The sequence below is a fragment of the Xenorhabdus miraniensis genome, from assembly GCF_002632615.1.
Genome location: NZ_NITZ01000020.1, coordinates 1 through 24,344 on the forward strand (window position 1 = coordinate 1; position 24,344 = coordinate 24,344).

The 24,344-nt window shown below is 41.7% G+C and carries 16 protein-coding genes and 1 other annotated feature; of the genes, 9 read left to right on the forward strand and 7 right to left on the reverse strand.

Annotated features, from left to right (window positions below):
- Positions 1 to 68 precede the first annotated feature (68 nt).
- Positions 69 to 158: a DUF2498 family protein gene (locus Xmir_RS34490; RefSeq protein ID WP_145956902.1), complete on the forward strand. Its 90-nt coding sequence runs from the start codon at positions 69 to 71 to the stop codon at positions 156 to 158.
- Between the two features lie 182 nt (positions 159 to 340).
- Here Xmir_RS34490 and sohB read toward each other — a convergent pair whose 3' ends face one another.
- The gene (gene sohB / locus Xmir_RS16635) at positions 341 to 1,387 is read right to left on the reverse strand and encodes a protease SohB (RefSeq protein WP_099114798.1); all 1,047 of its coding nucleotides are present in this window, start codon (positions 1,385 to 1,387) and stop codon (positions 341 to 343) included.
- 238 nt (positions 1,388 to 1,625) lie between these two features.
- Between sohB and Xmir_RS16640 the strand changes: the two genes are divergently transcribed.
- Entirely contained in the window at positions 1,626 to 2,390 is a 765-nt protein-coding gene (locus Xmir_RS16640) for a YciK family oxidoreductase (RefSeq protein ID WP_099114799.1), read from the forward strand.
- Positions 2,390 to 2,986 (forward strand): cob(I)yrinic acid a,c-diamide adenosyltransferase, encoded by a 597-nt coding sequence (cobO, locus tag Xmir_RS16645; protein WP_099114800.1) that lies wholly within the window; start codon positions 2,390 to 2,392, stop codon positions 2,984 to 2,986. Before Xmir_RS16640 ends, cobO begins: the two co-directional genes overlap by 1 nt.
- Before the next feature lie 68 nt (positions 2,987 to 3,054).
- On the opposite strand, the gene rluB is transcribed toward cobO, so the two are convergent.
- From rluB to Xmir_RS16670, 5 genes are all read right to left on the reverse strand, one after another.
- Positions 3,055 to 3,978, reverse strand: a complete 924-nt coding sequence (rluB, locus tag Xmir_RS16650) for a 23S rRNA pseudouridine(2605) synthase RluB (RefSeq protein ID WP_099114801.1) — start codon at positions 3,976 to 3,978, stop codon at positions 3,055 to 3,057.
- A gap of 57 nt (positions 3,979 to 4,035) precedes the next feature.
- On the reverse strand, positions 4,036 to 4,656 hold the full coding sequence (locus Xmir_RS16655; protein WP_099114802.1) for an L-threonylcarbamoyladenylate synthase: 621 nt from the start codon (positions 4,654 to 4,656) through the stop codon (positions 4,036 to 4,038).
- Between the two features lie 17 nt (positions 4,657 to 4,673).
- Positions 4,674 to 5,546 (reverse strand): RNase RNM, encoded by an 873-nt coding sequence (rnm, locus tag Xmir_RS16660; protein WP_099114803.1) that lies wholly within the window; start codon positions 5,544 to 5,546, stop codon positions 4,674 to 4,676.
- Between the two features lie 155 nt (positions 5,547 to 5,701).
- Positions 5,702 to 11,002 carry a trypsin-like serine protease gene (locus tag Xmir_RS16665; protein WP_099114804.1) on the reverse strand — a complete coding sequence of 1,767 codons (5,301 nt, stop codon included), beginning with the start codon at positions 11,000 to 11,002 and terminating at the stop codon, positions 5,702 to 5,704.
- Between the two features lie 32 nt (positions 11,003 to 11,034).
- Entirely contained in the window at positions 11,035 to 12,813 is a 1,779-nt protein-coding gene (locus tag Xmir_RS16670) for a hypothetical protein (RefSeq protein ID WP_099114805.1), read from the reverse strand.
- 599 nt (positions 12,814 to 13,412) lie between these two features.
- Positions 13,413 to 13,512, forward strand: a sequence feature (Trp leader region).
- Positions 13,513 to 13,552: 40 nt separating this feature from the next.
- Between Xmir_RS16670 and Xmir_RS16675 the strand changes: the two genes are divergently transcribed.
- From Xmir_RS16675 to trpA, 6 genes are read left to right on the forward strand one after another with little or no spacing between them, the layout of a single operon-like run.
- Complete coding sequence (locus Xmir_RS16675) at positions 13,553 to 15,115, forward strand: anthranilate synthase component 1 (protein WP_099114806.1); 1,563 nt, start codon at positions 13,553 to 13,555, stop codon at positions 15,113 to 15,115.
- Positions 15,115 to 15,693, forward strand: a complete 579-nt coding sequence (locus tag Xmir_RS16680) for a glutamine amidotransferase-related protein (RefSeq protein WP_099114807.1) — start codon at positions 15,115 to 15,117, stop codon at positions 15,691 to 15,693. The genes Xmir_RS16675 and Xmir_RS16680 overlap by 1 nt, the downstream gene beginning before the upstream one ends.
- Before the next feature lie 56 nt (positions 15,694 to 15,749).
- Positions 15,750 to 16,748, forward strand: a complete 999-nt coding sequence (gene trpD, locus Xmir_RS16685) for an anthranilate phosphoribosyltransferase (RefSeq protein ID WP_099114808.1) — start codon at positions 15,750 to 15,752, stop codon at positions 16,746 to 16,748.
- Positions 16,749 to 16,750: 2 nt separating this feature from the next.
- Positions 16,751 to 18,115 (forward strand): bifunctional indole-3-glycerol-phosphate synthase TrpC/phosphoribosylanthranilate isomerase TrpF, encoded by a 1,365-nt coding sequence (trpCF, locus tag Xmir_RS16690; RefSeq protein ID WP_099114809.1) that lies wholly within the window; start codon positions 16,751 to 16,753, stop codon positions 18,113 to 18,115.
- 30 nt (positions 18,116 to 18,145) lie between these two features.
- Positions 18,146 to 19,336, forward strand: coding sequence for a tryptophan synthase subunit beta (trpB, locus tag Xmir_RS16695; protein ID WP_099114810.1), 1,191 nt, complete (start codon positions 18,146 to 18,148; stop codon positions 19,334 to 19,336).
- Positions 19,336 to 20,142 (forward strand): tryptophan synthase subunit alpha, encoded by an 807-nt coding sequence (gene trpA / locus Xmir_RS16700; RefSeq protein WP_099114811.1) that lies wholly within the window; start codon positions 19,336 to 19,338, stop codon positions 20,140 to 20,142. Before trpB ends, trpA begins: the two co-directional genes overlap by 1 nt.
- Before the next feature lie 175 nt (positions 20,143 to 20,317).
- Here the strand turns inward: trpA and hrpA are convergent, their stop codons facing one another.
- Entirely contained in the window at positions 20,318 to 24,229 is a 3,912-nt protein-coding gene (gene hrpA, locus Xmir_RS16705; protein ID WP_099114812.1) for an ATP-dependent RNA helicase HrpA, read from the reverse strand.
- Positions 24,230 to 24,344: the final 115 nt, after the last annotated feature.

The following is a 24,344-nucleotide window of genomic DNA, read 5'->3' on the forward strand; positions in this document are numbered from 1 at the left end:
ACTGGCGAATGGCAATGAGTCGTTTTATTATTGAGTTTGGTGATCGCCTTGACGGTCATTACTAAGAAATGGCACTTACACAAAATGGTGGACAGGCTCTTAATATGTTTAAACATTTAGCACATATACTGTCCGAAAAGTATTCTCTAGTCGATTAAAAAACGAATCGCATTATTCCTAACCAGTTATCAATAATTATGCGGGTAATAAAGGATATAATCATAATTCCCCCTATTTACCCGCATGATCGCATTATATTCACAACGTCTGCCTTAAGACGGGATTAACGCATAATCTTTTGCCAGCTCGTTGCATCTGGTTGCTATAACGATTCACGCTATTATAACAGTGGTTTTTCTCCCCTTTGCCACCAGCGCATCAATAACTTATCAACATTCTCCATCGCACTGCCCATGAAACGTTCAACTACACGTTTACGACGGGAATAACTGACACTGATAACTTCACAATGCTTGATTTTTTCGATCAGGAAATCATCACTGACACCCACTTCATCAATCAGCCCATTTTCTTTTGCTTGTGTGCCATACCAATATTCACCCGTAGCCACTTTCTCTACATCCAAAGATGGACGATGCTGATGGATAAACGACTTAAATAATTTATGCGTTTCATTCAGATCTTCCTGAAACTTCTTCCGCCCCAGTTCGGTGTTTTCACCCAAAACAGTCAGGGTACGTTTATATTCTCCGGCAGTATGCAGTTCTACATCAATATCATTTTTCTTTAAGAGCCGATGAATATTGGGTAATTGTGCAACAACACCAATAGAACCAATAATGGAAAACGGTGCAGCAATGATGCGGTCAGCCACACAAGCCATCATATAACCACCACTCGCAGCCACTTTATCCACGGCAATCGTCAGGCGTATCCCTTTCTGCCGTAAACGAGCCAATTGAGATGCAGCCAGCCCATAGCCATGGACGACGCCTCCCGGGCTTTCCAGACGCAATAGAACTTCATCTTCTTTATCTGCGACGGCGAGTACTGCGCTGATCTCTTCACGAAGGGAATCAACTTCATGAGCATCCATACTGCCTTTAAAATCCAAGACATAAAGATTCGGCTTCTGTAAACCTTTCAGCCCTGCTTTAGCCTCTGCTTTTTTCTGCTTGGCATCATCTTTTTGCTGTTTCTTCAACGCTTTTTGCCAGATTTTTTTCTCTTCTTCACTCATTCGAGCCTGCTGCATCTGACGCTGTTTTTCCTTATATGACTTACCAAGATTAGTAAGTTTCAATTCCCCTTTGTGAATTGTTTTACGTACGCCTAATCCAATACAAACTACCACCAAAACGACGATGGCTAAAACAACCGTGAGCACTTTGGCTAAGAACAATCCGTATAGAGACAAATATTCCACAGATCCACCTTTATTAACTTATGATGAACAATATGTTTCATTCTAACCAAAAACCGAAAGCCGCGCTCTAACAGTTTACTTAACCTTATCTCAATTAGCGTGCTACTCTTTTGCCAATTCCGGTAAATTTGACGGAAACTTTAAGCTTTGTTCTGGTGAAGGCCACATATGCCATCTTGAGATGGCAATCTATATGTAAAAATAAATAGATTGACAAGCAACACAGGAAAATTGCCCGATGTTTGATTACCACCCCAATAGTGACCTGCTGCAACAAAAAATCATTTTAGTAACCGGTGCTGGCGATGGCATTGGACGCGAAGCCGCACTGACTTATGCCCGTCATGGTGCTCAGGTTATTTTGCTCGGGCGTACTACCGCAAAACTGAAAGCCGTCAAGCAGCAAATTGAAAACGATGGCGGTTTACCGGCCGATATTTATACGATGGATTTGCTGACTGTGACCGTAGAAGAATGTCAGGCGTTTGCCCGTGAATTGGCACAGCATTATTCCCGTTTAGATGGTGTTTTGCACAACGCAGGGCTGCTTGGTGTTGTTGCACCGATCATAGAGCAACCTGCCCAGCTTTGGCACGAAGTCATGCAAGTGAATGTCAATGCTACTTTTATGCTGACTCAGGTATTAATTCCCCTTTTATTGAAATCCACCTGTGGTTCTTTAGTCTTTACCAGCTCCAGTGTTGGTCGGGAAGGCAGAAGCGGTTGGGGAGCCTATTCTGTTTCCAAATTTGCCACGGAAGGTCTGATGCAGGTTTTGGCGCAGGAATATCAACATACTTCCCTGCGCATTAACTGTATCAACCCGGGAGGCACCCGCACCAATATGCGAGCCAGTGCTTTTCCTGATGAAAACTCAACCAAATTAAAAACACCGGCGGATATCATGCCTGTCTACCTTTATGTCATGGGCGATGACAGTCGCAATGATTCTGGTATCAGTTTTGATGCCCAACCCGGTCGCAAAGCAGGGCCTGCCGAATAATGACCAGAAATAATAGCCAGTACCAAAAAAGGCAACAACGCCAGAAAGAGAAAGTCGATGCCCGTATTGAAGCAGCACAACAAGAACGAGGTATAATCATCGTATTTACCGGAAACGGTAAAGGAAAAACCACCGCTGCATTTGGCACTGTCACGCGTGCGATTGGGCATGGACAGCGTGCTGGCATTATCCAATTCATCAAAGGGACATGGGAAAGCGGGGAAAGGAACTTACTGGCACAACAGGGGGTTGAATTTCAGGTGATGGCAACAGGTTTTACATGGGAGACACAAAACCGGGCAACAGATACCGCAGCCTGCCAATCGGCATGGAAACATGCCTTGAGGATGTTATCTGATCCTTTGTTGCACCTTGTCGTACTAGATGAATTGACTTATATGGTCAGTTACGGCTATCTGGAACTAACCGATGTCCTGACAGCCCTAAAACAACGGCCTTCACATCAGAGTGTAATTATCACCGGACGAGGATGCCATCGGGAATTGTTGGAGTACGCCGATACAATCACAGAAATGCGTCCGGTAAAACATGCTTTTGATGCTGGAATCAAAGCGCAAAAAGGCGTTGATTGGTAAACAAATCCGCTGTTTCAAATAGAATCAGCATCAATGCTGACGTCAACTGAAACAGCGGCTTGAGAAGATTAACGACCTTTAGGCGTTGTTTTTCTTCCTGCATTCTGACGAGAACTGCTTGCAGGACGTTTCCCCGCTGGACGGGATGCAACCTGCGCATGTCGTTTTACTGCACGGCGGATTTGGTTAGCCTTGATGCGACGTTGATCACGTTCAACGGCGACTTTGGTCACAACCTCTTCGCCTAAACCGACCAGTTGACGTAAATAGTTAGTCTGCTCCAACCCCAACTCAGTCCAACCGCCGCGCGGCAAACCTTTCGGCAGATTGATATCACCATAACGCACCCGTATCAGGCGGCTAACCTGCACACCAACCGCTTCCCACAAACGTCTGACTTCGCGGTTGCGGCCTTCTGTCAAAGTCACGTTGTACCATTGGTTGATGCCTTCTCCACCTTTGAACGTGATAGTTTTGAATGAAGCTGGCCCATCTTCCAACTGCACGCCTTGTGTCAATTGACGAAGTTTTACATTATCCACTTCACCAAAAACACGAACCGCATATTCACGCTCAACTTCACAGCGTGGATGCATCAGGCGATTTGCCAATTCCCCATCAGTGGTAAACAGCAACAATCCGCAGGTGTTGATATCCAGACGCCCTACAGCGATCCAACGCGCACCCTGCATTTTTGGCAGGCGGTCAAAGACAGTCGGACGGCCTTCAGGATCATGGCGGGTACACAATTCACCTTCCGGCTTGTAATAAGCCAGAACACGGCAAACAGTTTTCTGTGGTTCTTTGATATTTAAAATTCGCCCATCCAGACGAACTTTTACTGAGGGTTTAACTTCGATTCGATCACCCAACGTTGCGGTCTTGCCATCAATGCTAATGCGCCCTTGTTGAATATATCCTTCAATTTCGCGACGGGAACCATGACCAGAACGCGCGAGAACTTTTTGTAACTTTTCTGTTTTATCGCTCATTGAGCAACCTCTGTTGTCGCCTTCACAGGCGTCGTATTTAAAATAAAAAAAATCACCTTATAAAAAAGGTGTTACATCACCTTCGCCTTCGCGAAGAATGGCTGGTGAATCACCAGTTAAATCCACTACTGTCGTCGGTTGCTGCCCAAGATAACCACCGTGAATGATTAAATCAACCTGTTTACCTAATGTATCCTGAATCTCTTCCGGATCGGACTCGGCAAAGTCATTTCCCGGTAAAATTAAGCTACATGACATCAGTGGCTCGCCCATCTCTTCCAGAATTGCCAAAGCGATAGGATTAGAAGGAACACGCAGGCCGATGGTTTTACGTTTTTCATTCATCAAACGACGAGGAACTTCTTTCGTCGCTTGTAAAATAAAGGTGTAATTGCCCGGCGTGTTATTTTTAATCAGCCTGAATGCCTGATTGTCCACATGGGCATAAGTGGCGATTTCAGACAGATCACGGCACATCAGCGTAAAATTGTGGCGCCCTTCCAATTGACGGATACGGCAAATGCGAGTCAGCGCATCTTTATTTTCAAGGCAGCAACCAATGGCGTAACCTGAATCAGTTGGATAAATGACAACTCCACCTTTTTTCAATACATCCACACTCTGGTCGATAAGACGTTTTTGTGGATTATCAGGGTGGATATAAAAAAACTGGCCCATAACGATAACCTCTACTTCTATGCAGTCCCAAGCCGCGTCCAGTCGTCCCATATCGGTACAACATCACCGGGTAACCACAAATTGCGCCCAAGCTCTATCCATGAACAAGGCTGGTGAAAATCCGATCCTAATGACACTTTCAACCCATATTCTCTTGCCAGTTGACCAAGTTGTTGCCTTTCATTAGGGGCTTGCTGGCACTGTGCAACTTCCATTGCATCACCGCCATGTTGTTTAAACCAGGCTATTAATCGTTTTAGCCATTTCATTGATAAATCGTACCTGCCGGGATGGGCAATCACCGCCTGCCCGCCAGCCTGGTGAATGGTTTCAATCGCCTGCTCAATTGTACACCATTGTGGGGGAACATAACCGATTTTCCCCTTCGCCAGATACTTTTTGAACACTTTAGGGATAGTGGGTTCAATGCCAGCTTCTATGAGATAACGGGCAAAATGACCGCGAGTGACCTGCCCCCCATTAGCCAGCCGGGATGCTCCTTCCCACGCTTCAGGGATACCTGCTTTAGACAATCGCCGCCCAATTTCAATGCCACGTTGTTGCCTTAAATCAACCTGATTAACCAGAAATTTTCTGAAAGAAAGAGAGTGAATATCAACATTTAAGCCAACAATATGGATTTCAAAATTCTCCCATAATGTCGAAATTTCAACACCGGATACCAATGTCAAAGACAAATCATTTTGCTGAATATGATTTAAGGCCGATGGAATACCTTCCGTCGTATCATGGTCAGTGATTGCCAGTACATCAATGCCCATAGAAATAGCTCTGTCCACGAGCTGTTCAGGCGATAAAACCCCATCTGAAGCAGTCGTATGGCTATGCAGATCATAGCGCCTTGTCATTTCACTGGCGGCTTCAGTCATTGTCCTGTACCTGTTTTGTTGAAAGGGAAAACAAAGGTACTCTCTATCGGGTGATATCGAGTACGAAGCGGAAATGATAACACAGGGGATGAAATTAAAGGGGAGTGAATTTAAGGCTAAAAAACCAGCTCTCATAATAGAGAGCTGGCTCAGCTTTATTTACCGTAACAAATGGCATGAGGTGGGCAATAAATTGGGGGTGGAGCTTGTGCAACTGAGAAATAAACATTCGCTGACTGATTTTGTCCACAAGATTGGCTGGAAACATTTAAAGTATAATTTCCAATATCTAATAAAAACCCGCCCCAAAAAGGTTCCCCATAATTCCATTCTCCTTTTTTGCCAACGTTAACTTTGGCCGTCTTCTTATTTCCTGACGACGATTCAACTACTTCAATAAGAACTTGCGATTCAGGGGTTCCTGTACCTGACACATTAACCCAACCTGAATTCCTGGTCCAAGAGGTAGTTTCATAGTTCTCTCTATTAAAAGGCTCAGTAATTCGAAGATCTTTGTTATAAGTAATATTCACCTTTTGATTTACTATGGGGCTTATTGAATGACCATTTGATGTAATTGATTGTCTCGCTGTTAAATTATATCCTCCTAATTCAATATCATCGACACGACAGCTCCAACTACCATCCGTCTCTAACGTTTGTGTTATGCAAGTTGAGGAATATCCACCATCGGATTCTACTTTTAAAGAGACATATGCACCTTTTGTTGCCGTTCCCACCACAAACGCGGAGGTCGGCCTGTATGAATTTTGATCCAAACAAAATGCATCTGCTGTAGTATCAATTTTAATATCTTGTATTCCATAGAGCACTTCATAATTTCTAGTGATAGATCTTACAGAAGGCGTTCCGTCCACCCATTGCTGGGCCAAAAACTGGTATTCTCCTAGTACAGACTGAACTGTAGGACAACTCCAGTTTTGCTGTTCATCTACCAAAATATCACAAAGCTTCTTGCCAGAAGAAGAAATGGTCACTCTTGCACCAATTTGCCCTTTCCCACTAATCTCATACGTTTTTGTCGTAATTTTTTCCCCTTCTGTCGGTGTAATTACAGCAATATCACGTACACCATATATCACTTCATAGTTTCGTATTACTGGCTTACCTGGGAATTCATCATCCACCCACTGCTGTGCGAAAAGTCGATAATCACCGGGAATAGACTTCACGGCATCCGGACACGCCCAGTATTGATTCTCATCAACGTAAACTTCACAGATCCTCTTACCTGCAATAGAAACGACGACGATAGCGCCAGCCTGCCCTTTGCCACTAATGGTATGCGTTGGAGTTGCAATTTGTTCTCCTTCTGTGGGTTCAAGTACTCGCATTTGCAAATTGTCCCCATAACGCACCTTAAAACTTCTGTTAATCTGGGAACCAGCATCATCTACCACTGCTACATCATAATCCCCCGGTACAGAGCTGTAAGGCCCGCATGTCCACGTGTAATCCTCCATATTGAGCTTCGCCAAGCAATCATCATGACCACTAAATGCTTTCACCGTAACTGTCTTAGCATTACTTGGTATCGTACCGCTAAAGGTATATGAAGGTGTTTTTATCACTTCATCTTCTTTGGGCGTTTCTACTGTTAACGCTGTTTCACCAGCAGTAGGTTCAATCTTAAATGTCACCTTCGCTGTAGATTGACGCACGTTATCCAAAAAGGCCATTGCCACCAGTTTTTGTTCACCTTTAACTGCGGTATCCAGACCATCAATCCATTCCCAATTGCCCTGTTCATCCACAGTGACACCCGTTTGACAGATCTGGGAAAGCACTTTCTCAGCCAAACAAACCGTTGTCCCCGGTTCACCTGTTCCCTGCGGTAAAATATTGTCAAGATGCCGATATACCCCACCATTATGTGGTTGAGTGATAACAACAGGTTTAATGGTTTTAGTCTGAACTTCAAAAGAGATTTGCGATGTTGAATTTAATTGATCACTGATAAATTGATCAGCAGAAAGGGTATATTTACCTTCTTCGGGCTGATAAGGCCCACAGGACCATTGACCCGATGAAGCATCAACGGTGGTATTACAATCATCAGCACCACCGAAGCCCTCAATATATACCTGAGCGCCCTTTTCTCCCGTGCCTGAAACAGTAAAAGGCAGTTTTGCTATTTTTGCTCCATGCTCCGGGTTTGTGATTTGTATTTTTGTTTTAGTGACTTCGTATCTACGCGTAACCTGTGAAGTTCTTTCATAAGTATCGCCTAATTCTCCCAACTGAGCTGAACCTATTTTTTTATATTGAGCGGCATAAAGGAAAAACTTTCCTTCGTTGGTTGCTGTCAGAACGGGATTATCAGGACATGCCCATTTTCCTTTTTCATCCACCGTTGTTGTACAAATGAACCCACTACTTGAAATCGGAAAAGTTACTTTTTCTGGTGGCAGGAGATATTCTGAACCCGCGACAAAAACGAATTGACCGGGGCTTCCCTGACCCTTAATAGAGATTTTGTCATTTAATCTATACTGTGCCCCTAGTTTAGGCTCAGTAATACGCATTGGGACAGTAAAAGCCCATTTAATAGGATCACCAACGTTTACGCCATTTTGGGTCTCCTGCAATGTCATCATATAGGTATCGCCCCCAAAAATATCTCCCGGATGAATTGTGAATTCCCAAAAGAAACCCAGAGCACCACTGAATGCAGAAGCAATCCCTTCAATTACCCCCCAAAGCCCGCCAATCAGACTACTTATAAAACCACCAAAACCACCGCCAGCAGGACCACTAAACGTACCAGAAAAAGTGATGGGATTATCTGGGTCAACCGTTGAATTATTCTTGGGGTTATTTATTTCAAATTTTTTTTGTTCAGGTTCATCATCATCATTTTTATCTTTAATCGTGATGTGTGTGATATCGGTGGCAACAACTTTTCCTTCTTTTATCAATTCGGCGGTTAATTCATAGGTGCCTGCTGGGAAAATAATTGGTTTACCACATTGCCAGTTACCATTGTCACTAACCACAGCTCCTGTGCAAATAACTGTTTCATTACTCAGATTTTGATTGTTTTTTTCCAACTCTAATGAGTGAGCAATCTTACGTCTTTTAATAGCAACTTCATCTCCTGGTACATTAGAACTCCCTGACAAAAAGCTTGAGCTACCTACAGTAGCTGTTTCTCCTTCAGAAAGAGTATTAATCTTAACTTCCGGGGTTTTTATACTAAAATAGCTTCTTTCAGGAGTTAATCTGAACCAATTCTTTTTGAATCTAGTTAATCCCACTGGATGATACTTATCTGCTACCGCAATATAATAAAGTCCATCTTGCAATGTGGAAGGGAGAGAAAGACGCCAAGTTGGGAAGTTATCCTTCTCTAAATAGGTTGCATATTCTATTGGAATATCAGCAACATACTTACCTTTTTCTAACTCAATTTCTTGATAAGTACCCCCTTTTCCTTCTCCATCACATTGATTTCTTTCAGCAAATGAAGATGAATTATTCTCTTTCTTCATACATATATAATATTCTGAAGGCAAGATTATATCTTCATTCGGATCAATGTATCTTTTATCATCACCTCCAATACCAAAAAAACTTTCACTTTTAATTTTTCCAGATAAAACCTCACGCGCATTTTTAATGTCGTTTGAACGAATAAAATTAGGTTTGAAATACCCACCTTCAAGTCTATCCGCCATAGAATCCCGTAATTTTTCATCCAAAGGATCACTATTCTCAATCTTTTGTATTCCACCCACATTAATTTCGGATTCGATTTTATTATAAACATCACCCCCTGAAACATTTAACAAATAAAACTTATGTTTATCATTATGTTTATTTGCACAATCGAAAGATTTAGTATTAAAAATACAAACAATATTCGCCTCATTAGAATAATTAACATCATATTCTAATTTTTTCCTATATACATTACTTTTATCCTCTTCATTTCGTTTAATTTTTAACTTAGTTAATTCTTTTGGTTTTAAACTTATGTTAACCTCATCATAAATGTATTTATTATCTGTAAGTTGTATTGCATTCAACTTATAATCAGTCTCTTTATTAATATTGATTATTTTTTCATATTTTACAGCACATGACCAATATCCATACTCATTTGTTTTTATTACCTCTCCATCTTTTATTTCCTTACATAGTTTATCTTGAGTATAATAATTTTCTTTATTTAAATGAGATTTTAGTATCAATTTAACACCCGAATAAGGATCAGCATAACCGCGTATTATAAAATCCTTAGTAAATATAGTCGATTTATCAATTGGATAATCAATACCAAATTCTTTTGAAATAGAAGGTATTTTTGCCTTTACAGTATCTTCTCTCCATTCTTTTACTCGTTCTTCCGGTGAATATTTTGATGATTCCCTGGCGGTAATTGTTATTACATAATCTTCCATTTCATTAATATCTTCAGCAAAGAATTCTTCATGTGGAATATGACAATCCCATTTTCCATTAAGCGGAATATTCCCACAATCATATACGTTTTTTTTCCCATTCCCAATAGAATAAACAACCTCTATTTTGCTACTTTTTCTTCCCAGGCCTTTAACAATAACATGCTTCCCTCTCTTTCTTAAATGACCATTCCAATCTGGACTGTTAATCCAAATTTGTTTCATTTTTTCAGCAAACAAATAGGCAGATTTACTAGTTACATCTGAAAAAAAAGAAAAAGGATAATTATCCTTATCTTCTTCCTTTTTTATTTTTAATACTTCATACCCCCAAGAAGTAACACCAATAATTGTATCATTCCAAATGATTGGCCCACCAGAATCTCCTCCTTGAGTAATTCCTGAATTTAATTTTTCATTTTCCTTTATCATAAATCCCTGCCATCCTTTAGTATCTAAAGCCTTAGCAAAAAATTTCACATCAGCTCTGCGCAGGGTTCCATCATTACTTATTTCCTCACCTGTTTCTTCATTAATGCCTAGATTACCATAGCCATAAATAGAAGCATTATAATAATCTTCATTTAATTTTCCATAAACCTCATCATAGTTAAAAAAACGACGGATACGACCATAATTATCTAATGACACTGGTTTTTCTAACTTCATAAGGGCGAAATCTTTATCAATGCTAGGTATTATAAAATCCTCAGGTTTTACAGAACTAATCACATCTTTTTTATCATTTAAGATAAAATATTCTTTAATACCTTTTATTTTACAATGTGCAGCAGTTAAAACGTAGTCTTGTGAAATTAACGAACCACTACAGAGTGGTGTATATTCATCATCTGATTTTTTTTCAGAAATATTAACAATCCACGATTTACACTTATCACCTCCAATGTCTATACAACTTTTTTCACCTCCATAAATAGCCTTTAAAGGCGAGGATTTTAATGCAGAGTCAGAAAATGACTGGTCTAAATAAAATAAAAAAAATAGTATGAAAACAGTTCTAAAAATAGTCATAGCAACCTCATTTAATATAAAAATAATTATTATTACTGGATAACACAACTCATTCCAAGATCACTACCTGTACATTTTAGTGTTATTTCATCCCGTACTGCATAATCCCTATTATTGTTACTCTCCTGAAAAGTAAAGATATATACTCCTCTCTTAGCATAATGTTTGCTTTCTCCTTTCCAATTACCTTTCTCATCAGGATCCGCTTCTTCGGAAAAATCAAGTTCATCGTATGATATTTCAACTTTAGGTATAAAATCCTGATCTTTATCTCCACCTATAATATTTTGCATAGATGTTCCACTAAATACTGTGAATACACTGTCATTTTTAGCTTCTACGGAAAAAACCTTAGAGCTCAATATAGTCACTTTTTTACTTTTTTGATTAGAACTATCACTCGCTTCAATGCTTATAAAACCTATAGGAATTTTTATATCTTTAACTTCAAATTTATTATTTACAGCATTTCCTTCTATGATATTAATTTCCTCTTCAGTATCATCTAAAAGTTCCACAGTAACCTTGCCATCAGCAGCATGACCACTAATTGAGATGTTCTGTTCATCATAAATTGTTGAAGAAACAACTTCATGATCTTTAGGGTTGGTTATTTCAATCGAACAATCCGGTGTACGATAGGAAATATTTGTTCCTACTAAACTGGGTAAAGTTGGTTTACTATCAGAAAGCATAAAAAATGCATTAACAGATACATTATAATTAATCCCGCAAACAGCATCTAAATCCTCCAAACTCCATTTACCCGTTCCAGTATCAACATTTGGAGTATAATTCGCTGTTGGTGAATAAATAGTCCCATCCCTTTTATAGCCTGTTATTTCCACTTGCATATTTCTGTCATGATCAGCCGTATCACTGTTCACTCGACCAGATAAACTATATTTCCCTGCCGGAATAGTTTGTCCATTCTGGATAGAAGTGATTGTTGCTCCACATGGCGGGCCATTTAAAGTGACTTCAGAATTTTCTATTTCTACAATGCTAATTTCTCCGGTAATGCCACAACCTATCCAGAGTTGACCCATCCAATTTTTATCATCCCCTGTAGATTGAACTGAATAATTATACGAATTAAAATTTGTCCTAATTTTAGGAAAAGTACCGTCTTCCATTAAACCTTTTCCTAAAATTGTAATATAGTTGTTCTCAACTGTTGAGTTCGGTTTAGGTGAGGTAATTATTGGAGGTGCCCAAGCGTTATAATCATCGATAGTTATAGCAATATTTTTAGCAGCAGGGAAAACTGTCATATTCTTACAATCTTCACCATCGCAAGTTGCTGTGATAGTAAGCTGACAATTATTGTTATTTTCAATATTAACGGCAGTTGTCCACTTTAAAGCCCATATATCAAATGATACTCTAATTTCAATGTCACATGATTTATATACTCCACCATACTCATAAATAGCAACATTCCACTTTAGAAATTTATCGTCCCCCTCACATCCCCACGGCCACCACCAAAAGGGTTTAAAGCTATTGGAATCTTCAATTTCCTCTTGATGTATGCTGTTAGGTTTTAAAATGATATTTTTATCTCCCGTTTCATACATACATGAAAAATTTAACACTTTAATTTGCAAATCATAAAGCTGATTTTTATTCTCAAAAGTTAGATTATAAGTTTCTGATAAATCGCTTACTTTTCCATTTCCCTTTGATTTACTGTAATTGTAATCTAAAGTAACATTATTACTCATCAATTCATTTGCATAAGCATTATTGAAAATAATTAGAATAATAAAAAACAACACATTATATAATTTTATTCTTTTTGTTTTCATAAAGACAACCCTCAATTAAAAATAACATTGTTATTTAAATTAATGATGACACTTTTAAATCACGCTAAGCTTATTAAGGCTAATTTGCAACTGGATTGCTCTTATAAAACTTATAAAAAACCAAACGATTTTAAATTGTTATAATTATATGTCATGCAGATTAAACATTAAAAAACACACTAATGTATCTATACTCTATAAGCTTCAAGTTGCAACCAGCAAGATAACGTGAAGCCTTATATTTCCCCGCGGTGTGGGGAGATATAACACGCATCTTGAAGTTGGATTGGTATAAAATTGAATAGAATTTTAGTTTTTTATAAAAAATTCCATTCATTATCGTTGTTTTTGAATAGCTTTGACTATACACACAACTGTAGATAGGTTACCCAACAAATTTTATATAACCGTTTCACAACCTTCCCTTCTTCACCCAACCTAATAACCTCATTTTTACAAACAAGAAAAAAATCATTGACAAGTCGAACTTGAACCAGTTTACTAGTACAGAGGTAAGGCAAACATTCTTAACCAAAAATACCATTCAGTAAATGAGGCACTTTACAATGATCGTACTTATGCAAAAAGCGATGAAAAACCGTGGTTGGTGGCACAACTTCCCATTCAGGACGGTTGGCTCATGCACATAAGTACAGATATGCAAGTGCCGAAACCCGCCTAACAAGCGGGTTTTTTTATAAATTGAATTTTTGCAATGAAGGTAATGACGGGGTGTAAAATGACTGACGACAAAGAATTTAATATTTCAATAAATCAAACAGATACTGCTTACAAAACTGATCCAACACTGCTTTTCCATCAACTTTGTGGTCATCGTTCCTCTACATTATTATTAGAGTCTGCTGAAATTCAAAGCAAAAATAATATCAAAAGCATCTTGATCATCGATAGTGCCATGCGTATTACAGCCAACAATCGTCAGGTTACTTTTGAAGCACTTACCGAAAATGGCCAAAATCTACTCCCTATACTTGCCAATTTACTCTCAGAAAAAGCCGAATTGAGTGTGAATTCTCAAGTTATTCAAGCAAAATTCCCTGCTGCCGAACACAATCTGGATGAAGATAGTCGGTTAAAATCTGATTCAGTTTTTGACGCATTGCGGGCTTTAACAGCATTGGCATCGTTTACAGAATCCCCCGATGCCATCTTCGTTGGCGGGTTGTTTGCTTACGATTTAGTCGCTGGTTTTGAACTATTGCCCACAGTAGAAAACCGCCAGCGTTGTCCGGATTTCTGTTTCTATCTTGCAGAAACACTATTGGTGATTGACCATCGGTATGAGCACTCATCGTTACAAACTGTACTGTTTGGAGAATCCGATACGGAAAGGCAACGCCTTAACGAACGTATGGCAACATTGGCTTCCGCCATTTCAGAACCGCTTCAGCCATTCTTGCCTGTCAAACTGTCTGACATAACCATTGATTGCAATCGGAGTGATGAGCAATATGCGGATATTGTGCGGCAATTGCAGCAATCAGTTCGTCAAGGGGATGTCTTTCAGGTTGTTCCGTCACGGCGTTTTACCTTGCCATGCCCTTCTCCATTAAACGCTTACCACACACTGAAAAAACAAAATCCAAGCCCCTATATGTTTTTTATGCAAGATCAGGATTTTTGCCTGTTCGGAGCCTCACCAGAAAGTGCCCTTAAATATGATGCCAACAATCGCCAGATAGAAATTTATCCGATAGCCGGTACACGCCCACGCGGACGCAATGCCAACGGAGAATTAGATGCCGACCTTGATAGCCGAATTGAGCTGGAAATGCGTACTGACGCGAAAGAAATATCTGAGCATGTGATGCTGGTTGATTTGGCCCGTAACGATCTGGCTCGCATTTGTGAGCCGGGAAGCCGATATGTCGCCGATTTAACCAAAGTCGATCGTTATTCGTTTGTCATGCACTTGGTTTCCCGTGTTGTCGGTACGCTTCGCCATGATTTGGATATTTTCCATGCCTATCAGGCCTGCATGAATATGGGTACGTTGACAGGAGCGCCTAAGGTTCGGGCCATGCAGCTCATTGCAGAACATGAAGGCGAACGGCGTGGTAGCTATGGTGGCGCAGTCGGCTATTTCACTGGCAAAGGAGATTTTGATACCTGCATTGTCATTCGTTCTGCCTATGTGGAAAACGGCCAAGCTACTGTACAAGTCGGAGCCGGTATTGTTTTGGATTCCATTCCCCAATCAGAAGTAGATGAAACACACAATAAATCCAGAGCCGTCATTCGCGCTATTGCCCAAGCCCATCAAGTAGAGGTGACATTCTAATGGCGAATATTCTTCTGCTCGATAATGTTGATTCCTTCACCTATAACCTCGTGGACCAACTGAGAAGCCACAGTCATCAAGTCATTATTTATCGCAATACTGTGGCTACAGATATCATTATTGCCAAACTCCACGAAATGGGATCTCCCCTGTTGATGCTGTCACCCGGCCCGGGGAAACCATCAGAAGCAGGCTGTATGCCTGAATTAGTCAAGCAAGTGATTGGAAAAATTCCGGTGATTGGCATTTGCCTTGGACATCAGGCAATTATTGAAGCCTATGGAGGAGAAGTCTCTGCTGCCCAGGAAATTTTGCATGGTAAAGCAACATCAGCCACTCATGATGGACAAGCTATGTTTTCCGGTCTGCCAAATCCCTTACCTGTTGCTCGTTACCATTCTCTTGCCGCTGTGCATATTCCTGCGATGTTGACAGTCTCGGCATCATGCGGAGATACCGTCATGGCAGTGCGTCATGATGAACACAAGATTTGTGGGCTTCAATTTCATCCCGAATCTATCTTAACTACCCAAGGCGCTAAGTTGCTTGAACAAACTCTGGCGTGGGCACTGAATTAAAAATGTTAGGTTTGAAGGTATCGAATTAAAGGCACTAAACTTGAAGGAATGGGAAAATGCAATTGATTTTTGAAAAATTATTCAGTGCCCAAACACTGACACAGCAAGAAAGCCAGCAACTATTCACTGCCATTATTCATGGTGAGTTGAGTGATGCACAATTGGCTGCTGTATTAATTAGTCTGAAACTACATGGTGAACAACCACAAGAAATTGCAGGTGCGGCCCAGGCATTCCTGGAAAATGCTGTTCCCTTTCCTCGTCCTGATTACATGTTTTGTGATATCGTCGGCACAGGCGGAGACGGTACAAACAGCATCAATATTTCAACGGCCAGCGCCTTTATTGCCGCAGCTTGTGGGCTTAAAGTGGCAAAACATGGTAACCGCAGTATTTCCAGCCGTTCTGGATCATCCGATTTACTGGCGGCATTCGGCATTGCATTGGATATTTGTGCCGAAGATTCACGCCGCGCTCTGGATGATATTGGTGTCTGTTTCCTATTTGCCCCTCAATATCACAGTGGCTTTCGTCATGCGGCACAAGTTCGCCAGCAATTAAAAACCCGGACATTATTCAATGTACTTGGCCCATTGATTAATCCTGCTCGTCCTCCCTTATCACTCATTGGAGTTTACAGTTCTGAATTAGTAGAACCCATAGCTCGTACCCTACAGGTTTTAGGTTATCAACGCGCCGCCGTTGTACACAGTGGCGGTATGGATGAAGTCGCTTTACATGCCCCAACCTATGTTGCAGAACTCAATCATGGCGAGATTCAACAGTACCGGTTAACGGCCGCAGATTTTGGCTTACCGGGCCATTCTATATCTTCACTGAGAGGCGGAACCCCGGAAGAAAATCGCGATATGTTGGCACTATTACTGCAAGGCCGGGGGCAAAAAGCCCATGCCGATGCCGTAGCAGCGAATGTTGCTCTCTTGATGAAAATTCATGGGCACGAAGATCTACGAGAAAATACACAATTGGCACTCAATACCATTTATAGCGGTCATGCTTATGAAAAAGTGACAGCATTGGCGGCAAGGATTTAATCATGAAAACCAGCATATTACAGAAAATTGTTGATGATAAAGCAGCATACTTGATGACTCGTAAAGCAAAACAGCCACTGGAAAGTTTTATTGATGCCATTATACCGAGTCATCGTCGGTTCTATCAGGCTTTATCCGCTAATCAGACTGTTTTTATTTTAGAATGTAAAAAGGCATCCCCTTCAAAAGGATTAATTCGTGAAGATTTCGATCCTGTTCGCATTGCTAAAACTTATCAGCCTTATGCTGCTGCAATCTCTGTTTTGACTGATGAAAAATACTTTCAAGGCAATTATGATTTTCTCAAAATGGTCAGTTCTGCCGTACACCAACCGGTTCTATGCAAAGATTTTATTATTGATGCCTATCAGGTTTACCTCGCCCGTTATTATCAGGCTGACGCTATTTTATTGATGCTTTCCGTTCTTGATGACGATACGTATCGTGATTTATCTGCACTGGCACACAGCCTTGATATGGGTGTACTGACCGAAGTCAGTAATGAAAATGAGCAGCAAAGGGCAATTGAATTAGGTGCAAAAGTTATTGGTATCAATAATCGGGATCTGCGCGATTTGTCCATTGATTTGGAACGCACCCGCAAACTGGCGGCTGGTTTACCCAAAGATACTATCATTATCAGTGAATCCGGCATCCATCAGCATCGTCAAGTGCGTGAATTAAGCCAATTTGCTCACGGTTTTCTCATTGGCAGCTCTTTAATGGCACAGCAAAACTTAGATCTCGCTTTACGCCGCCTGATTTTAGGTAATAACAAGATTTGCGGCTTAACCCGCCCACAAGATGCCAAAACAGCATTGCAGATGGGTGCAGTCTACGGTGGCCTTATTTTTGCAGAAAAATCACCGCGTAAAGTGAGCCTGCAAAAAGCCCAACAGATCATCAATGAAGCGTCTTTACAATATGTCGGGGTATTTCAAAACCAACCCGTTGATGTTGTCAGTGATATCGCCCGTACTCTTTCGCTTACCGCCGTTCAGCTACATGGGCATGAAAACGAAGATTACATCAATACATTACGTACTGTACTACCTGAACACTGCGAAATTTGGAAAGCTATTGATATGTCCAAAACTGCGGAATTTTCCGAAATACCTAATGTGGATCATTTATTGCTGGATAATGGGTCAGGAGGCACAGGGAAACCATTTGACTGGCAGTTAATTAATCCACAACTTCAATATAACAATATGTTGGCTGGCGGCCTGAATGCAGAAAATTGCCAACAGGCGGCAACTCTTGGTTGTTATGGGCTGGATTTTAACTCTGGAGTCGAAGTTTCCCCAGGCATCAAAAGTAGTCAAAAGATCAAACAGGTATTTCAACAATTACGCTGTTATCACTAATTTTTCAGACAAAAATGGATGAGTAGAATAATGAGTAAATTGAATCCTTATTTTGGCGACTTTGGCGGACAATTTGTTCCTCAAATTTTGGTCCCTGCACTTAATCAATTAGAAGAAGCTTTTATTGATGCACAAAGAGATCCTGAATTTCAGCAGGCATTTCAAGATTTATTGAAAAACTACGCAGGCAGGCCCACAGCCTTAACCCTGTGTCATAACTTGACTAAGGGTACAAAAACTCGTCTTTACCTAAAACGTGAAGACTTACTGCACGGCGGCGCTCACAAAACCAATCAGGTCCTGGGACAAGCATTGTTAGCTAAACGGATGGGAAAAAACGAAATCATTGCTGAAACAGGCGCAGGTCAGCATGGAGTTGCAACCGCGTTGGCTTGCGCGTTATTGGGATTGAAATGCCGTATTTATATGGGCGCAAAAGATATTGAACGTCAATCCCCCAATGTTTTTCGCATGCGGTTGATGGGAGCTGAGGTGATCCCTGTTCACAGCGGCTCAGCAACTTTGAAAGATGCCTGCAACGAAGCAATGCGTGACTGGTCTGGCTGCTATGAAAAAGCCCATTACTTATTGGGAACAGCAGCAGGCCCTCATCCGTACCCGACGATGGTACGAGAATTTCAACGCATGATTGGTGAAGAAGCCAAGGCGCAAATTTTAGAAAAAGAAGGGCGCCTGCCCGATGCAGTTATTGCCTGTATCGGCGGTGGCTCGAATGCGATCGGCCTGTTTGCTGAGTTTATTCCAGAAAATACCGTTCGCCTGATCGGTGTTGAACCTGCCGGACATGGTATCGAAACGGGTGAACATGGCGCTCCATTGAAACACGGAAAATTAGGCATTTACTTTGGCATGAAAGCCCCGATTATGCAGACGGAAGACGGGCAGATTGAAGAGTCTTACTCTATCTCGGCCGGGTTAGATTTTCCTTCAGTCGGTCCACAACATGCTTATTTAAACAGCATCGGCAGAGCTGATTATGTCTCAATCACTGACGATGAAGCACTGGCTGCTTTTCAGGAACTATCACGCAATGAAGGCATTATTCCTGCCTTGGAGTCATCTCATGCGCTGGCTTATGCTCTGAAAATGATCCGTCAGGAACCCGATAAAGAGCAGTTGTTAATCGTCAACTTATCTGGCCGTGGCGACAAAGACATCTTCACCGTTTACGATATTCTAAAATCCAGAGGGGAAATCTGATGGAACGTTATCAACAACTTTTCAAGAAGCTGGAAAATCAAAATCAAGGCGCTTTTGTTCCTTTTGTCACCCTGGGCGATCCTAATCCTGAATTATCACTGGAACTCATTGATACATTAATCGCTGGTGGCGCTGATGCGCTTGAATTAGGTATTCCATTTTCAGATCCCCTCGCTGACGGCCCAACCATCCAGAATGCCAATTTACGTGCGTTATCATCTAAGGTCACGCCTGCATTGTGCTTCAGTCTGCTGGCAAAAATTCGCGCTAAACATCCCGATATCCCAATTGGTCTGTTAGTTTATGCGAATTTAGTATTCCACAATGGGATTGATAAATTTTACCTCTGCTGCAAAGAGGCTGGCGTTGATTCCGTTTTGGTGGCTGATGTACCGATATCAGAATCGTTACCTTTCCGCTCAGCCGCCATGAAATATGATATTGCCCCGATATTTATCTGTCCCCCGAATGCAGATGATGATTTACTGCGTGAAATTGTTTCATTTGGACGTGGATATACTTACCTGCTATCAAGGGCGGGAGTGACTGGTAGTGAAAATCGCGCCAAGCAGCCATTGAACCATCTTGTCGATAAGCTTAAAGAATATCATGCGGCTCCTGCCCTACAAGGTTTTGGTATTTCCGAACCTTCACAGGTGGCAATTGCACTCAATAACGGTGCTACAGGTGCGATTTCAGGTTCTGCCATTGTAAAAATCATCGAAGAAAATCTTCACCAACCTCAGGTGATGCTGGAAAAGTTAATGACTTTTGTCCGTGCCATGAAGACCGCCACACAATTATAATTCTACAATTCCCTCATAGGCTATTTATGAGGGAATATATAAATATGGGATGTAGTGTTTATGTATACAAGTATGTTGTAACTATAAATGTGTTGTAGCTATAAATGTATTGATAGCGCTTCCCCAACAAATTTATGGGCTGCCATAAAACAAAAGCAGCCCATAAGCTTCAAGATCACAGTGTGATATTTTCCATCGCCTGCAAAATACGCTTATCTGATATTGGATACGCCGTCCCCAATTGCTGGGCAAATAAGCTAATCCGAAGCTCCTCAATCATCCAACGAACTTCTTTCACTTCCGGCAATTGTTTCTGCTGGCTAGACAATTTTGCCTGCCATTGTTGCCATTGGCGCTGAATATGCTCAATCCGGCTCATGTGCGCCCTGTCTTTGTTAGGATCAACCGCTAATTTTTCCAAACGACGATCAATGCCATTCAAATAACGCAGAACATCTGCCAAACGCTTCCAACCATGGGAAGTCACGAATCCATTAAAGACCAGACCGGAAATTTGCTCTTTAATATCCGATAACGCCAGTGCGAGGGCAATATCTACCCGCCCTTTCAGTCGCTTGTTGATGTTAAAGACCGCTGTCAGGATCTGCTCCACTTGCTTGGCAATATCAACGACTGCATCATTCAAATCGGCACGGACTTTATCCTGCAAACAAGAAAATGCCTGCTCATTCCACGCTGGCCCACTATTTTCGGCGATCAATCTATCCACACCACAAGAGATGCAATCATCAATCAAATCCAATACCTTTCCATATGGGTTAAAGTACAGCCCCAATTTGGATTTGTTCGGTAATTTCTCATGCAGGTATTTGATCGGTGATGGAATGTTCAGCAATAACAAACGACGAGTTCCTTCCCACATCGCATTTCGCTGTTCAGATTCAGTCTCAAACAATTTAATGCCAATACTGTCTTTTTCATCCACTAATGCCGGAAATGCTTTAACAGAATAGCCACCACGTTTCTGCTCATAGCGTTCAGGCAATTCACCAAAACTCCAAATATGCAGCCCACTTTGTTCAATACCATCATCCGCTACTGCTGAAAGTGTTTCCTGAACTTTCCCTTTTAATTTTAGTTTCAGCTCCGACAAATCCTTGCCTTCCGCTAACAGTTTATTTTTCTCGCCCAGAACACGGAATGTGATCTTAAGATGGTCAGAAACTTGTTCCAATTGCCAATTTTCACGTGACACTGTCACACCAGTCATGCGACGTAGTTCTTTCTCAAGGCTATCCAGTAAGGTAGCCTGAGGTTGGGTAACCCGCTCCAAAAATGCCTGTGCATAGTTAGGCGCAGGTACAAAATTACGGCGTATTGGCTTTGGCAATGACTTAATCAACGCGACGACTAATTCATGACGAATGCCCGGAATTTGCCAGTCGAATCCTTCATCTCTAACCTGATTCAATACCGGTAACGGAATATGCACAGTCACGCCATCGGCATCGGTTCCTGGCTCAAACTGATAACTCAGACGGAATTTCAAATTATCCTGATGCCAATAATTCGGATAATCCAACGCACTGACTTTATTGGCGTCGCCTTTGATCAACATACTCTTTTCAAAATTGAGCAATTCTGGTTGATCTTTACTTGTTATTTTCCACCAGCGATCAAAATGGCGGGATGAAATAACATCTTTGCCAATTCGCTGATCATAGAAACTGAACAACGTTTCATCATCCACCAGAATATCCCGTCGGCGGGATTTATGTTCCAGTTCTTCAACTTCTTCCCGCAGTTTCAGGTTAGCGCGGAAAAATGAGTGACGTGTCTGCCAATCCCCTTCCACCAACGCGTGACGGATAAACAATTCACGACATAACAGGGGATCAATCTGGCTATAATTCACCAAACGCCCCGCCACAATGGGCAAACCATACAGGGTGACTTTTTCCGTTGCCATTACTGCGCCCTGCGATTTTTGCCAATGAGGTTCACTGTAATGGTGCTTAATTAAATGTGCGGCCAACGGCTCTACCCATTCAGGTTCAATACGTGCAGCAATACGTCCCCACAATCGGCTGGTTTCCACTAATTCGGCTACCATTCCCCATTTAGGTGGCTTTTTAAATAAACCGGAGCCAGGAAAAATAGAAAAACGGGCATTACGCGCACCTGTATATTCCTGTTTATCCGTATCTTTTTGCCCGATATGGGATAATAAACCTGTCAGCAAAGCAATATGAATACTTTTATAATCCGCTTCTTGGCTGTTGATCGGTAAACCAATTTCTTTAACAACTTGGCGTAGCTGGGTGTAAATATCCTGCCATTCTCTAACGCGAAGATAATTCAGATAATCCTGACGGCAAAGCTTGCGGAATTGGGAACTGGAAAGCGCTTTTTGCTGTTCCAGCAGAAAATCCCACAATTTCAGGAACGCAATGAAATCTGAATCTTTGTCCGCAAAACGACGATGTTTTTCATCGGAGGCTTGCTGCTTTTCCAGTGGTCTTTCTCGTGGGTCTTGGATCGATAATGCTGAAGTAATCACCATGACTTCACGAACACAACCATGTGCTTTAGCTTCCAAAACCATACGAGCCAAGCGTGGATCGATAGGTAACTGTGCCAATTGCTGACCCATCGCAGTCAGCCGGTAATTTCCTTCTGACAGGGATTCAGGATCAATAGCGCCCAGTTCTTCCAAGAGACGGACGCCATCCTGAATATTGCGTTTATCCGGCGCCTCAACAAATGGAAATGCACTGACATCGCCCAAACCAATAGAGGTCATTTGCAAAATAACAGAAGCTAAGTTAGTGCGCAAAATTTCAGGATCAGTAAATTCCGGGCGTGATAAAAAGTCATCTTCCGAATAGAGACGAATACAAATTCCGTTTGAAACACGACCACAGCGCCCTTTTCGCTGATTGGCAGATGCCTGAGAAGTAGGTTCTATCGGTAAGCGCTGGACTTTAGTCCGATAACTGTATCGGCTAATGCGCGCAAAGCCGGTATCGATCACATATTTGATTCCGGGTACAGTCAGCGATGTTTCCGCTACGTTAGTTGCCAAGATGATCCGGCGGCCAACATGGGACTGGAATATCCGGTTCTGTTCGCTGTTAGACAACCGTGCGAAAAGCGGCAGGATTTCAGTATGTGGGAATTTTTGCTTACTGAGTGCATCCGCCGTATCCCGGATTTCACGTTCACCACTCATGAAAACCAGTATGTCTCCAGCGCTTTCTCGTCCCAACTCATCCACGGCATCAATGATGGCTTCAAGCTGATCCCTATCACTGTCATTATCATCACCATCACCGGCCACGGGCCGATAACGCACTTCCACCGGATAAGTCCGCCCTGACACTTCAATAATCGGTGCATTGTTGAAATGGCGGGAAAAACGTTCAGGATCAATGGTTGCAGAAGTAATAATGACTTTCAGATCCGGGCGCTTTGGTAATAATTGACGCAAGTAGCCGAGAATAAAATCAATATTCAGACTACGTTCATGAGCTTCGTCGATAATTAACGTATCATATTGCAGTAACAAACGATCTTGTTGCAATTCCGCCAGCAAAATACCATCCGTCATTAACTTGACCAACGTATTATCACTGACCTGATCATTAAAACGCACTTTATAACCGACCGTTGATCCAAGCGGGGTTTCTAATTCATCCGCAATGCGGTTAGCAACTGAACGGGCAGCCAGACGACGGGGTTGAGTATGCCCGATTAGCCCTTTGATGCCCCTGCCCAACTCAAGGCAAATTTTCGGGATCTGAGTTGTTTTACCCGAACCCGTTTCCCCTGCAATGATAACAACCTGATTATCCCGAATGGCCTTATAGATATCATCTTTCTTCTGGCTAACAGGTAGGTTTTCAGGGTATTGGATCGAAGGGCATGATGCCTGACGGTTAATCACTTTCTGTTTTGCTGTCGCAATATCCGCAGAAATAGATTGTGCCACAGCCTGCAAAGAAGCTTGATTTTTGATTTTTGCTGCTCCATGCAGGCGTTTTCTTAAACGGAACTGATCGCGCAGCGGGGTGTGATCAAGTTCAGCGAATAATTCAGCAAGTGGTGCTGTCAAAGGTGATTCCACGTGATAAATCCTTGTGACGTTTTTAACTGGGTAGCGCTGTCTTTGCAGGCTCAGAGGATAATTTCTTATGACTTAACTATCAGAGAAGTGTAACATATCTTATGCAGCTCTATGT

Coding starts and splice junctions, on each gene's coding strand:
- rluB (WP_099114801.1), bottom strand. CDS start 3,978: ATGAGCGATAAAACAGAAAAGTTACAAAAAGTTCTCGCGCGTTCTGGT.
- Xmir_RS16680 (WP_099114807.1), top strand. CDS start 15,115: ATGGCGAATATTCTTCTGCTCGATAATGTTGATTCCTTCACCTATAAC.
- trpB (WP_099114810.1), top strand. CDS start 18,146: ATGAGTAAATTGAATCCTTATTTTGGCGACTTTGGCGGACAATTTGTT.
- Xmir_RS16675 (WP_099114806.1), top strand. CDS start 13,553: ATGACTGACGACAAAGAATTTAATATTTCAATAAATCAAACAGATACT.
- cobO (WP_099114800.1), top strand. CDS start 2,390: ATGACCAGAAATAATAGCCAGTACCAAAAAAGGCAACAACGCCAGAAA.
- trpCF (WP_099114809.1), top strand. CDS start 16,751: ATGAAAACCAGCATATTACAGAAAATTGTTGATGATAAAGCAGCATAC.
- trpD (WP_099114808.1), top strand. CDS start 15,750: ATGCAATTGATTTTTGAAAAATTATTCAGTGCCCAAACACTGACACAG.
- Xmir_RS16665 (WP_099114804.1), bottom strand. CDS start 11,002: ATGACTATTTTTAGAACTGTTTTCATACTATTTTTTTTATTTTATTTA.
- Xmir_RS34490 (WP_145956902.1), top strand. CDS start 69: ATGGCACTTACACAAAATGGTGGACAGGCTCTTAATATGTTTAAACAT.
- Xmir_RS16655 (WP_099114802.1), bottom strand. CDS start 4,656: ATGGGCCAGTTTTTTTATATCCACCCTGATAATCCACAAAAACGTCTT.
- Xmir_RS16670 (WP_099114805.1), bottom strand. CDS start 12,813: ATGAAAACAAAAAGAATAAAATTATATAATGTGTTGTTTTTTATTATT.
- trpA (WP_099114811.1), top strand. CDS start 19,336: ATGGAACGTTATCAACAACTTTTCAAGAAGCTGGAAAATCAAAATCAA.
- rnm (WP_099114803.1), bottom strand. CDS start 5,546: ATGACTGAAGCCGCCAGTGAAATGACAAGGCGCTATGATCTGCATAGC.
- Xmir_RS16640 (WP_099114799.1), top strand. CDS start 1,626: ATGTTTGATTACCACCCCAATAGTGACCTGCTGCAACAAAAAATCATT.